This window comes from Nocardia abscessus, from assembly GCF_015477775.1.
Classification (GTDB): domain Bacteria; phylum Actinomycetota; class Actinomycetes; order Mycobacteriales; family Mycobacteriaceae; genus Nocardia; species Nocardia abscessus_A.
In genome coordinates this window covers 667430-679799 of record NZ_JADLQO010000001.1, presented here as the reverse complement: position 1 = coordinate 679799, position 12370 = coordinate 667430, and the positions used below count along the sequence as shown (strand labels likewise).

9 protein-coding genes are annotated in these 12370 nt (G+C 69.7%); 5 read left to right on the top strand and 4 right to left on the bottom strand.

What is annotated here, in order from left to right; translation table 11 throughout:
• Positions 1-32: 32 nt before the first annotated feature.
• Positions 33-485, bottom strand: coding sequence for a PaaI family thioesterase (locus IU450_RS03245; protein WP_195148246.1), 453 nt, complete (start codon positions 483-485; stop codon positions 33-35).
• On the bottom strand, positions 482-1066 hold the full coding sequence (locus tag IU450_RS03240) for a TetR/AcrR family transcriptional regulator (RefSeq protein ID WP_195148245.1): 585 nt from the start codon (positions 1064-1066) through the stop codon (positions 482-484). The genes IU450_RS03245 and IU450_RS03240 overlap by 4 nt, the downstream gene beginning before the upstream one ends.
• Before the next feature lie 177 nt (positions 1067-1243).
• Here IU450_RS03240 and IU450_RS03235 point away from each other — a divergent pair, with 177 nt between their 5' ends.
• Together IU450_RS03235 and IU450_RS03230 are read left to right on the top strand one after the other, a co-directional pair.
• On the top strand, positions 1244-2314 hold the full coding sequence (locus IU450_RS03235; protein ID WP_195148244.1) for a DNA polymerase IV: 1071 nt from the start codon (positions 1244-1246) through the stop codon (positions 2312-2314).
• A gap of 37 nt (positions 2315-2351) precedes the next feature.
• Positions 2352-3347: an oxidoreductase gene (locus IU450_RS03230; protein ID WP_195148243.1), complete on the top strand. Its 996-nt coding sequence runs from the start codon at positions 2352-2354 to the stop codon at positions 3345-3347.
• A 54-nt stretch (positions 3348-3401) separates the two neighbouring features.
• On the opposite strand, the gene IU450_RS03225 is transcribed toward IU450_RS03230, so the two are convergent.
• Positions 3402-4919: an MFS transporter gene (locus IU450_RS03225; RefSeq protein WP_195148242.1), complete on the bottom strand. Its 1518-nt coding sequence runs from the start codon at positions 4917-4919 to the stop codon at positions 3402-3404.
• A 126-nt stretch (positions 4920-5045) separates the two neighbouring features.
• On the opposite strand from IU450_RS03225, the gene IU450_RS03220 reads away from it, so the two are divergent.
• On the top strand, positions 5046-5765 hold the full coding sequence (locus IU450_RS03220) for a TetR/AcrR family transcriptional regulator (protein WP_195148241.1): 720 nt from the start codon (positions 5046-5048) through the stop codon (positions 5763-5765).
• A gap of 151 nt (positions 5766-5916) precedes the next feature.
• Entirely contained in the window at positions 5917-7401 is a 1485-nt protein-coding gene (locus tag IU450_RS03215; protein ID WP_195148240.1) for an alpha/beta hydrolase, read from the top strand.
• Positions 7402-7413: 12 nt separating this feature from the next.
• Here IU450_RS03215 and IU450_RS03210 read toward each other — a convergent pair whose 3' ends face one another.
• Positions 7414-9294 (bottom strand): ABC transporter ATP-binding protein, encoded by a 1881-nt coding sequence (locus IU450_RS03210; RefSeq protein WP_195148239.1) that lies wholly within the window; start codon positions 9292-9294, stop codon positions 7414-7416.
• Between the two features lie 182 nt (positions 9295-9476).
• On the opposite strand from IU450_RS03210, the gene IU450_RS03205 reads away from it, so the two are divergent.
• Positions 9477-12266, top strand: a complete 2790-nt coding sequence (locus tag IU450_RS03205; RefSeq protein WP_195148662.1) for an FAD-binding and (Fe-S)-binding domain-containing protein — start codon at positions 9477-9479, stop codon at positions 12264-12266.
• The last annotated feature ends 104 nt before the right edge of the window (positions 12267-12370 follow it).

The window sequence follows — 12370 nt, the reverse complement described above, 5'->3', positions numbered from 1 at the left end:
AACACTTTCCGTGCCCGGCCTTTCGCGATAGGTCAACGGGCGGTGTTGGCGCCGGTCAGATCGGTTTCCGCGAGCCGGGTGGTGCCTTGGGCCACCGCGCACAGGACCGGTTCGCGGTCCGGGCTCTCCGCGTAGATCGAACAGTGGGCAACCGCCTGGCGCCGGGTCGCGCCGGTGACGGATGCCTCGACGCGCAACCGCGTGCCCGCGGCGGGACGGAGGTAGGTGACCGTGACACCGCCGGTGAGTACGTTCGCGCCGAGAACCGTTCCGGCGGCGAAGGTGAGGGCATTGTCGGCGGCGTAGGCGAGCACGCCGCCGTGCACGTAGCCGAACTGCTGGGTCAGTTCGCGGCGCAGGGGAATGATCAGGGTGGCGGCGCCGTCGCCGAACGCGGTGAGCTCGGTGCCGACGAGGGCGGCGAAGGGCTGCGCGGCGAGCACCTTCCTGGCGCTGTCGATGTCGAGGGTCGTGGCGACTGTCACTGGGAGACCTCTTTCGCGGCTCGGGTGCGATCGGCGGCGAGGGCGAGCCAGGCGGCGTCGGCGAGTTCGCCCGCGACTTCGGCCGGGGCGATGCGCATCTCGCCGCCCAGCCACTGCCGTGTGTATTCCTGCGCGGGGCCCAGCCACAGCGCGTAGACCAGATCGATCGGAAGATTGCGCACCGTGCCGTATCCGGCGTGCGTGCGCCACCAGCGCGTCACGTCGGACATGAAGCGGCGGTTGCTCTCGCTCTCCCGGACCCCTGGCGGCCGCGCGGAGGTGAGCACGGTGGCCCGGTACTGGTTTTCGCTCACCCAGCGCAGGTGCTCGCGCACACCCGAAGTGACGCCATCGTGCGCGTCGGTGCTCTCGCCGACCACCGCCCAGAAATGTTGCTGGTAGTCCACCAGCGCGTTGGCCCACACCTGCCGATACAGGTCGGCCTTGTCCGGGAAGTGGTGATAGAGCGCCCCGACACTGGCGCCCGCCGCGTCGCGGATCTGCGTCAACGTCGCGTCGAGCGCCCCGTGCTCGGCGAACTGCCGCTCGGCCGCCAGCAGCAACCGATCTCGAATCTTCATATCCAGAATTTAGTTCTGTTTTCCGGACCTGGCAATGCTCGGGTGCGTCGCCGTCCTTTGCCGCTGCGCAGTCGGATCGGTTCGTCCCATGGCCCGCGACGCGAAGGGAATGCCGGTCGACGGTCGATCGCGCCGGAATTCCGGCAGGGTGTCGGAGCGCTGGGGTAAGAACGGCATGTGGCCAGATGGCTGTTGCACGTCGATCTCGACCAGTTCCAGGCGGCGGTGGAGTTCCGCCGTCATCCGGAGCTGCGGGGACTGCCGGTCATCGTCGGCGGGCACGGCGATCCCACCGAGCCGCGCAAGGTGGTGACCTGCGCGTCCTATCCGGCACGCGCGTTCGGCGTGCGCGCGGGCATGCCGCTTCGCAGCGCCCAGCGCAGGTGTCCCGAGGGCGTGTTCCTTCCGTTGGACATGACCGCCTACGAGGACGCCTCCGACGAGGTGATGGCGCTGCTGCGGACATTCCCCGGACGGGTCGAGGTGTGGGGCTGGGACGAAGCGTTCCTGGCCGCCGACACCGACGACCCGGAGGCTCTCGCGCAGCAGGTGCGCACCGCCATCGCCGGACTCGAACTGAGCTGCTCGATCGGCATCGGCGACAACAAGCTCACCGCCAAGCTCGCCACCGGCTTCGCCAAGTCCGCGGGCAAGTCATCGGCCGAGCCCGTCACCGGCCCGGGCGCCGCCGCGGGCGTCTTCCGGCTCACCGCCGCGAACTGGACCGAAGTGATGGCCCATCGCCCGACGAACGCGCTGTGGGGCATCGGCAATCGGATCGCCGCGCGCCTCGCCGACCTCGGCGTGCGGACCGTAGGCGATCTGATGGTGGCCGATCGGCATCGGCTTGCCGCGGAGTTCGGGCCGAACACCGGCCCGTATCTGTGGGTGCTCGGCCACGGCAAAGGCGATACCGATGTCACCACCGAACCGCGAGTTCCGGTGGGCCGCAGCAAGTCCGAGACCTTCCCGCACGATCTGACCGATCCGGGCGAGATTCGCGCCCACGTCGCGCGGCTGGCCGCCGAGGTCGCCGAGGAGATGGCCGCCGCGGGCCGGGTGGGCACTCGCGTCAGCGTGACGGTGCGCACCAATACCTTCTACACCCGCAGCAAGCAGGAGAAACTCTCCGAGCCGACGATCGATGTCGCGCTGATCGCCGAGACGGCACTGCGGATCGTCGACCGGTTCGACCTCGACCGCCCGGTTCGTCTGCTCGGCGTCCGGTTGGAACTCCTGCCGCAGTAGCTCCCGGACCGGTCCGGACACTCGTATGCTCGTCCGCATGGAGTTCTGGGCGATGGTGGCACACGAGACGGATAGCGGGATCGTCCTTACCCGGCAGCAGGTCGGCGAGGATTTCCTCGGGCCGGGCGACGTGACGATCAAAGTGCACTACTCGAGCGCGAACTACAAAGACGGTCTGGCGATCACCAAGGGCGGCGGGGTGGTCCGCAACTACCCGATCGTGCCGGGCATCGATCTCGTGGGCGAGGTGGTCGAGTCCGCCGACGACGATTTCGCACCCGGCGACCCGGTGATCGCGCACGGATACGAAATCGGCGTCTCGCACAACGGCGGTTTCGCCGAATACGCCAGGGTGCCCGCCGAATGGGTGGTCAAACTGGAGGACCTCAGCCTGCGCGATGCCGCCACGCTGGGCACCGCGGGTTTCACCGCGGCTCTGAGCGTGCTGGCCCTGCTGGAGCGCGGCCTCACCCCGGATGCGGGTCCGGTGCTGGTCACGGGCGCGACGGGCGGCGTCGGCAGCGTGAGCATCGACATCCTGTCCGGACTCGGCTTCGAAGTCATCGCTTCCACCGGTAAGACCGACGCGGCCGATCTGCTCAGCGAGATCGGCGCGAACGAGGTGATCGGGCGGTTGCCGGAGGACCCGGACGCCAAGCCGCGTCCGCTCACCAAGGCGCGGTGGGCCGCGGCCCTCGACAGCGTCGGCGGCGCCTCGCTGGCCTACGTGCTGAGCGCCATCGGCTACGGGGGCGTGGTCGCGGCCAGCGGCCTCACCGGCGGTGCCGAACTGCCCACCACCGTGATGCCGTTCATCCTGCGCGGTGTCGCCCTCGAGGGCATCGATTCGGTCAACCTCCCGATCGAGCGCCGCCGCGAGGTGTGGTCGCAGCTCGGCAAAGAGCTGCGTCCGCAGCATCTTTCGGCCTTGCGTCAGCACTCCCCGATCACCGAAGCGGAGAAGGTGCTGCACGGCATCCGGAAAGGCACGCACTCGGGCCGAACCGTTCTCCGCGTCGCGGGTGAATTCTGATAGTCGCCTGCGTTCGAGCCGGGCTTCTTCGGTTCTCGGGCCGGATCCGCGCTGCTACCCGGCAAGCGCCCCCGCCTCAGCCGACTGCTCGATCGGCTCTGCGGGTGTGGTCTCGGTGTCGCGCATGACGAACAGGGCGACGATCGCCGCCGCCAGGATGCCCGCACCACCTGCGAGGAAGCTGGCCGACATGGCGGTGCTGAACGCCTCCCGCGCGGTGGCGACGAGTTCGGTGTCGCCGGTCCGTGCGGCGATGGCCAGTGCGTCGGTGATCGAGTGTTTCGCCGACTCCGGCGCCGATTCCGGCATGCTGCGGGTAAACGTGCTGGTCAGCACGCTGCCGAGAACGGCGATGCCCAGTGCGGCGCCCGCCTGCTGGATGGTGTCGTTCAGCGCGGAGCCGACCCCGGCCTGCTCCTGCGGTACCGCGCCCATCAGCGCGGCGATGGCCGCGGGCTGCGCCAGACCCGCACCGGCGCCGAGCACGACCAGGGCGAGGGTCAGCATGCCGAAATCGCTGTCCGCCGAGAGTCCGGCGAGCAGACCGAGCCCGCCCGCGGAGATCACCATGCCGGTGACGGCGAGCGTCCGGTTGCCGACCTTGCCGCCCAGCCCGGCGCCGAGACCGTTGCACACGATGGAGGCGAGCATCATCGGAATGAACGCCAGGCCCGCCTTCGTCGGCGAGTAGCCGAGCACGAACTGCAGGTACTGGGTCAGCACCAGCAGCAGGCCGCCGTTGGCCACCTGAACCAGGGTCAGCGAGAGGCTGCCGCCACTGAAATCGCGGTTGCGGAACAAGTTCAGCGGGACCATCGGGTGGGCGACGCGGCGCTCCCACAGCACGAACGCGGTCAGCGCGACGAGGCTGGTGATGAGGGTGAGCAGGGTGGTCGCTTCGCCGAAGCCGCCCCCGGGGAATTCGATGATGGTCCACACCAGCGCGGTCATGCCGACCATGGACAGCACGGCGCCGGGATAGTCGGGTTCGGTCCGTGGCCCCTTGGACTCGGGCATGAGCGTCAGCGCCGCGATGATGGCGAGCGCCGCCACCGGAACATTGATCAGAAATGCCGCGCCCCACCAGAAGTGCGCGATGAGAACTCCGCCGAGTACCGGCCCGCCCACCAGTCCGAGCACCGAGGCGGCGCTCCAGAAGCTCATCGCCTTGCGGCGTTCCTGGTCGTCGAACACGGTGATCAGGATCGACAGCGTGCTCGGCAGCACCAGCGCCCCGCCGACGCCCATCACGACGCGGGCCACGATCAGTTCGATCGGGTTCGCGGCCAGCGTGGCGCCCAGAGACGCGAGTCCGAACAGGGCGAGCCCGACGATCATCACCCGGCGCCGGCCGAAGCGGTCGGCCAGGCCGCCCGCGGTGAGCAGCAGCCCCGCGAAGACCAGGATGTAGGAATCCAGAATCCACTGGATGTCCTGGGCGGTCGCGTCCAGGTCCGCGGCCAGCGGCGGCACCGCGACGGCCAGGACGAAATTGTCGATCACCAGGACCAGCGTGCTGAGGCACAGCACGATCAGGATCCACCACCGTTGCGGGGCGCGGGTCGTATTCATCGGAGAACCTCTTCCAGCAGTGTCGCGTACGACGTTCGCATTATGCGAACACCGTACGCATGGCAGATGGACGTGCGCAATAGCGAACGTTGTGCGCTAGGCTGGCGGTCAACGGAAGGAGTGCCCATGCCCGCGGACAAACAGCAGGTGGGATCGGTGTGGACGCGCCCGCGCCGGGGCCGGGAACAACCGGCCCTGACCAGGGAGCAGATCGTGGCCGAGGCGGTCGCGCTGCTGGACGCGGAGGGCATGGAGGCGCTGAGCATGCGCCAGCTCGGCGCCCGTCTGAACGCGGGCGCGACGTCGCTCTACCGCCACGTGGCCAATCGCGACGAGTTGATCGAGCTGGTGGTCGATGAGGTCTACGGCGAGATCAGCGTTCCGGAGATCGATGACCCGGCGAACTGGCGCAGCGCGACGCAGGAGTGCGCGCAGAGCCTGCGCGCGATGATCCTCCGGCATCCCTGGATGGCCTCGACCCTCGGTCAGGTCGGGCTGTCCTACCTGGGGCCGAACGTGATGCGGCTCAACGACCGCATGGTGGGGCTGTTCGAAGCGGGCGGCTTCCCCGCCGCGGAGGCGGCCGACGGCATCGGCACCGTCGTCAGCTACGTGGTCGGCATCGGCATCACCGAGGCGGCGTATCTGAGCATGCTTGCCCGCAGTGGGCAGACGGAGAAGCAGTGGCTGGTCGCGTTGCGGCCCGTCGCCGAAGAAGCGGCACGGGAGTTCCCGCGAGTCGCGCAGGAAAAGTGGGACCAGGACCCGGAACAGCTGCGCGAGCGGAAGTTCCGCTACGGGTTGGACTGTGTGCTGGACGGGCTCGCGGCACGCCGCGACACCTGACTCGAATCTCCGCTCACGCCGCACGCGGGAAGGGGTGCCACCATCGCAAGCCCCGATCGGATACGGTTCTTCCGCATCCACCCACGTGCTCGCTCCGGTCGAGAGGCGAAGTCTGTTGTCCGCGAAGCTGTTCTGGCGTTCGATTTCGGTCATGGCGGTGTCCGTACTGCTGGCGGTGCCCGCCTACAGTCAGGCCGAGCCGGTGCAGGAGGCGTACCCGGCGGCCTTGGACCGGTTCTATCGCCAGCAGCTCGAGTGGAAGCCGTGCGGTATCGAGAATCTGGACAAGGCCGGCGGCGAGTGCGCCGACGTCCTGGTGCCCCTGGACTACGGGCAGCCCGGCGATCGCACCATCACCGTCGCGATATCCCGGGTGAAGGCGGGCGATCCGGCACGGCGGCGGGGAGTCCTGCTGTCGAACCCGGGTGGACCCGGTGGGCCGGGACTCGACAGTGTCGACCTGCTCGGCGACGTGCTCTCGCCGGACGTGCTGGCGAGCCACGACCTGATCGGGATGGATCCGCGCGGGGTCGGCGAGTCCGGCCGCACTCCGCGGTGCGGGTGGCCGGTCGGCGAGATGGTCCGGTCGGCGGGCCTGGAACCGCTCGGTTTCGTGCACGACACCGTTCAGTCCGCGGGCATGGCCGCGGCCTGCGTCATCCGGGATCCGATCATGTTGCGACAGTTGACCACTCGCAACACGGCGCGCGACATCGATATCGTCCGGGCCGCCCTGGGCGAGCAGAAGATCAACTTCTACGGCTTGTCCTACGGCACGTACCTCGGCGCGGTGTTCACCCAGATGTTCCCCGAGCGCACCGATCGGATCGTGCTCGACAGCGCGATCGACCCGGACCGGTACTGGACGGGTTTGGTGCAGGACTGGGGACCCGCGGACGAGATCGCGCTGGACGATTGGGCGGTGTGGGCCGCGGCCCGCGACGACGAGTTCCGGCTCGGCGCGACGCCACAGCAGGTGCGGGCGACGGTCGAGGAGCTGGTTCGCGTCGTCGCTCGTCAACCGATCGTCATCGATGGGTTCGCGATCGATGACCACTGGTTTCCGTTCATCCTGCACGCCTTGCTGACGAACTTCCGGCTGAACGAGGCGTTGGCCGCGACGGTGCGTGAGATCGCCGATGACGCGGGCGGTCCGCCGACGACCTCACGCACGCCCCGGTTGCGCGCCATCGTGCAGGCGCTGCGGGACAACGAGAACTCCGTCCTGGCGCAGATCGCCTGCGGTGATGTCGGCGCACCGATTGATCCCACCTGGTACTGGCGCAACATCGAACAGACCCGGGCCACGCAACCGGTCTTCGGCGCGCTGGCGGGCAACATCCAACCGTGCGCCTTCTGGCCTCGGCCGGTCGAAGCGCCGACCGTGGTCCGCAACGCGGTGCCCGCCCTCATCGTCCAGGCGACGGGAGATCCGCGCACTCCCTATGGCCACGCCGTGCGACTGCACCAGTACTTGTCCGAGTCGCGCATGGTCACCCTGCAGGATGTCCGCATCCACATGACATTCCGGCCCGAGTTGAGCAGCTGCGTCAACGACGCGATCAACGCCTACTTCGGTGCGGGGACGCTCCCGGACACCGACACCACCTGTACCGCGGACCGGACGGCGAGCTAGCCGAAGGGCGGGTCAGGCCGCAGCGATGACCGGCTCCTCGGCGAACTGGGTGCGGTACAGCTCCGCGTAGCGGCCGTCGGCGGCCAGCAGCTGCGTGTGCGTACCGCGCTCCACGATGCGGCCCTCCTCCAGCACGAGGATCTGGTCGGCCGCGCGGATGGTGGACAACCGGTGTGCGATCACCAGGGCGGTCCGGCCTTCCAGCGCTTCGGCCAGCGCCTCCTGCACGGCGGCCTCCGAGGTCGAGTCCAGCGACGCGGTCGCCTCGTCCAGGATCACCACGCGCGGTTGCTTGAGCAGCAAGCGCGCGATGGTCAGACGCTGACGCTCACCGCCGGAGAGTCGGTAGCCGCGCTCGCCGACCACGGTCTCCAGCCCGTCCGGCAACGACGCGACCAGCTCGCGCAGCCGCGCGCGTTCCAGCGCGTCCCACAGCTCGTCCTCGGCGGCCTCCGGCCGGGCGAGCAGCAGGTTGGCCCGGATGGTGTCGTGGAAAAGGTGCCCGTCCTGGGTGACGAGTCCGACCGTCTCGCGGATCGAGCGCGTGGTCAGTTCGCGCACGTCGGCGCCGTTCAACCGGACCGCGCCACCGTCGACGTCGTAGAGCCGGGAGACCAGCTGCGCGATGGTCGACTTACCCGCGCCGGACGAACCGACCAGCGCGACCAGCTGCCCTGGCTCGGCCCGCAGCGACACGTTGTGCAGCACCTCCACGCCACCGCGGGTATCCAGAGTCGCCACGTCCTCCAGCGAGGCCAGCGACACCTTGTCGGCCGACGGGTAGCCGAAGCTGACGTCGTCCAACTCCACCGCGACCGGACCCGCCGGAACCGGTCGCGCGCCCGGCGCCTCCTCGATCAGCGGTTTCAGGTCGAGCACTTCGAAGACCCGCTCGAAGCTCACCAGCGCGGACATGATCTCCATCCGGGCGCTGGCCAGCGCGGTCAGCGGCGTGTAGAGCCTGGTCAGCAGCAACGACAGCGACACGACCGCGCCCGCGTCCAACTGCCCGCGCAGCGCGTACCAGCCGCCGAGCCCGTACACCAGCGCGATCGCCAGCGCGGACACCAGCGTGAGCGAGGTGACGAAGACGGTCTGCAGCATCGCGGTGCGCACGCCGATGTCCCGTACCCGGCGCGCCCGCAGGGCGAATTCGTCGGACTCCTGCTGCGGACGGCCGAAGAGCTTGACCAGCGTCGCGCCCGGCGCGGAGAACCGCTCGGTCATCTGCGTGCTCATCGCCGCGTTCAACCCGGCCGCTTCGCGCTGCATGTGGGCCAGCCGGTTGCCCATGTGGCGCGCCGGGATCACGAACACCGGGAGCAGCAGCAGTGCGAGCAGCGTGATCTGCCATGAGATGCTGACCATCACGCCGAGCGTCAGCGCGAGGGTCACCAGATTCGCCACCACGCCGGACAGCGTGTCGCTGAACGCGCGCTGGGCGCCGATGACGTCGTTGTTCAAGCGGCTGACCAGCGCGCCGGTCCTGGTCCGGGTGAAGAACGCGACCGGCATCTTCTGCACGTGGTCGAACACGGCGGTACGCAGGTCGAGGATGAGCCCCTCACCGATCCGCGCCGACATCCACCGGATCGCCAGCCCGAGCCCCGCGTCGAACACCGCGAGCGCGCCGATCACCAGCGCGAGGATGATCACCACCCGTGGCGCGGCGCCGCCGACGATGTTGTTGACCACCCGGCCCGCGAGCACCGGCGTCGCCACGGCGAGCACCGCGGACACGACGCTGAACAGCAGGAACGAGGCGATCCTGCGGCGGTGCGGCGCGGCGAACCGGATGATGCGCTCGGCGGTGGCGAGGCGGAACGGCCGCTGTTCCTGCGGCGCGTTCGCCCGCCGGTACATCTGGCTCCACGCCACGGATTCGATGCTCACGTTGCTCTCCCTCTCGCTTCCCCACCCATCAAAGACCTGGCCACCGACACTAAGACCTGAACAATGGTTGAGTTCAAGCTGATTCCGGATGTCGGCCGTTTCCGCCGACAGCGAAACGGGCGCGGTCCGGGCCTGTGCTGCCGAAAACCCCCACCTAGGCTTACGTGGTGACCGACAACCGGATGGCGGCACTGCGCGGCACGATCGCGGGTGAGGTCGACACCTCCGAGCGGCGTCGTGCGGAGTACTCCTCGGACGCGTCGAACTATCGGGTCGTCCCGGCCGCGGTCGTCTTCCCCCGCGGCGACGAGGACGTGGCGATCACGCTGGAATTCGCCCGAAACCACGGACTGCCGGTCACCGCCCGTGGCGCGGGAACATCGGTGGCGGGCAACGCCATCGGTTCCGGGCTGGTGCTCGACTTCAGCAGGCACATGAACCGGATCGTCGCGATCGATCCGGTCGCGCGGGTCGCGACCGTGCAGCCCGGCGTGGTGCTTTCGGAATTGCAGCGCGCGGCTCGCCCGCACGGGCTGCGCTTCGGACCGGACCCATCGACGCAGAATCGCTGCACGCTCGGCGGCATGATCGGCAACAACGCCTGCGGACCGCGCGCCGTCGCGTGGGGCCGCACCTCCGACACCGTGCGCGCGTTACGCGTCCTCGACGGCACCGGCGCCGAACGCACCCTGGCCGCCGACCTGTCCGCGGTCCCGGGTCTCGCGGAATTCAGCCGGGCGAATCTCGCGGTACTGCGTACCGATCTCGGGCGCTTCGACCGGCAGGCCTCCGGCTACGGCTTGGAACACCTGCTGCCCGAGCGCGGCGCGTCGGCGGCTAAGGCGTTCGTCGGCAGCGAGGGCACCTGCGGTCTGCTGCTGGACGCGACTGTCGAGCTGGTCGGGTTGCCCGCGGCCACCGTGCTGACGGTGCTCGGCTACCCGGACATCGCCACCGCGGCCGACGACGTCGCCGCCGTGCTGGCCTGCGCGCCGATCGCGGTGGAGGGCATCGACGCGCGGCTGGTCGACGTGGTCCGCGCGCATCGGGGACTGGTTCCCGACCTGCCGCGTGGCGGCGGTTGGCTCTTCGTGGAGACGGCGGGCGAGACAAAGGCCGACGCGCTGGCCGCCGCACAGCGGCTGTGCCGGACGGCAGGCGCGATGGACACCCGGATCGTCACCGATCCCGGCACCGCCGCCGCGCTCTGGCGGATCCGGGCCGATGGCGCCGGGCTCGCCGGTCGCACTCCCGACGGGCAGCCGGCTTGGCCAGGGTGGGAGGACGCGGCGGTCCCACCCGCGCGCCTGGGCGCCTACCTGCGTGATTTCGCCGCGCTGACCCACCACCACGGCGTCGACGGGCTGCTGTACGGGCACATCGGCGACGGCTGCATCCACGTCCGACTCGATCTCCCGATCACCGACGCGCCGCGCCGTTTCCGTGCTTTCCTCCTCGACGCCGCGGAGTTGGTCGTCCGGCACGGCGGTTCGCTCTCCGGCGAGCACGGCGACGGCCGGGCCCGCTCGGAACTGCTCTCGGTGATGTACTCCCCCGCGGTGCTCGACGTCTTCGCCGGGTACAAGGCGCTGTTCGATCCCGGTGACGTCCTGAATCCGGGCGTGCTCGTCGCACCGCGTCCGATCGACGCCGACCTGCGGCTGGCCGGACTGCCGCGGGTACGGCCGTCGAACGGTTACGCGTTCGCCGAAGACGGCGGCGATGTGGGCGTCGCGGTCCATCGCTGCGTCGGCGTCGGCAAATGCCGGGCCGACGGCGGTTTCATGTGCCCGTCCTATCTGGCCACCCGGGATGAGAAGGACAGCACGCGCGGCCGGGCGAGGATTCTGCAGGAGGTGGTGCGCGGCGCGCTGCCTTGGTCCTCGGATGCCGTGGCCGAGTCGCTGGACCTGTGCCTGTCCTGCCGGGCGTGCCAGAAGGACTGCCCGGCGGGCGTGGACATGGCCACCTACAAGTCGGAAACGCTGTATCGCCGCTACCGTCATCGGCTCCGTCCCATCGATCACTACTCGCTCGGCTGGCTGCCCCGGTGGCTGTCCGTGGCCGCCCGGTTGCCGCGTGTGGTCAACGCGCTGGCGGGCCGGGCCGCGCTGCGCCGGGCCGGTTTACGAGCGGCGGGGATGGATCCGCGGCGGAACGTCCCGCGCCTGGCCCAGCGCAGTTTCCGCCGGATCTGGCGCGACCTGGACGAGGGCGCCCGGCTGGCCGAGTCGTCCTATGCGCCCGAGGTACCGCCCGGGGCGGGTGGTTCCGGCGAGGTGATGCTGTGGATCGATACCTTCACCGACGCGTTCGATCCGGATATCGCCCTGGCCGCGGCCCGGCTGCTGACGACACTGGGCTACCGCGTCCGGATCCCCGAGCGCCGCGTCTGCTGCGGTCTCACCTGGATCAGCACCGGGCAGCTCGACGGCGCCCGTGCGCGGTTGCGGGCCACCTTGACGGCGCTGGAAGAACACGTCCGATCAGGTGGTCTGGTCGTCGGATTGGAACCGTCCTGCACCGCGGTCCTGCGTGGCGACCTGACCGAACTATTGCCGGAGGACCCGAGAGCCGCGCCGACCGCGGCCGCGGTGCGCACCCTCGCCGAGTTCCTCGCCGAACAGCCGTCCTGGCGACCGCCGACGCGAACCGGACAATCCGTGGTGGTCCAGCCGCATTGTCACCAGCACGCGATTCTCGGATTCGATATCGATCGCCGATTATTAGCCAGCATGGGAGTGCGGGTGACGGAAATCACCGGATGCTGCGGTCTGGCGGGAAACTTCGGAATGCAGGCGGGCCACTACGATATTTCGGTGGCGGTGGCCGAGAACGGCATGTTGCCCGCGTTGCGCGCCGCGGGCGAGGACGCGATCCTCCTCGCCGACGGCTTCTCCTGTCGCACCCAGGCCGCTGCCCTGGCCGGGCGACAGGCCCGGCATATCGCGCAGTTCCTCTTGGGCCGGTGACCTTTCGCGCGCCCGCGGGAAGCGAGCGGGCGCGCCGCGTAGTTCAGCTACCGAACGGCAGGGTGCCAGGGGGGATCTGGTAACCCGAGCTGCCCGCGGAAACC

What these genes read in the sequence shown, in the direction of transcription:
- IU450_RS03215 (WP_195148240.1), top strand. Translation starts at nt 5,917, where the DNA reads ATGGCGGTGTCCGTACTGCTGGCGGTGCCCGCCTACAGTCAGGCCGAG.
- IU450_RS03230 (WP_195148243.1), top strand. Translation starts at nt 2,352, where the DNA reads ATGGAGTTCTGGGCGATGGTGGCACACGAGACGGATAGCGGGATCGTC.
- IU450_RS03205 (WP_195148662.1), top strand. Translation starts at nt 9,477, where the DNA reads ATGGCGGCACTGCGCGGCACGATCGCGGGTGAGGTCGACACCTCCGAG.
- IU450_RS03225 (WP_195148242.1), bottom strand. Translation starts at nt 4,919, where the DNA reads ATGAATACGACCCGCGCCCCGCAACGGTGGTGGATCCTGATCGTGCTG.
- IU450_RS03220 (WP_195148241.1), top strand. Translation starts at nt 5,046, where the DNA reads ATGCCCGCGGACAAACAGCAGGTGGGATCGGTGTGGACGCGCCCGCGC.
- IU450_RS03240 (WP_195148245.1), bottom strand. Translation starts at nt 1,066, where the DNA reads ATGAAGATTCGAGATCGGTTGCTGCTGGCGGCCGAGCGGCAGTTCGCC.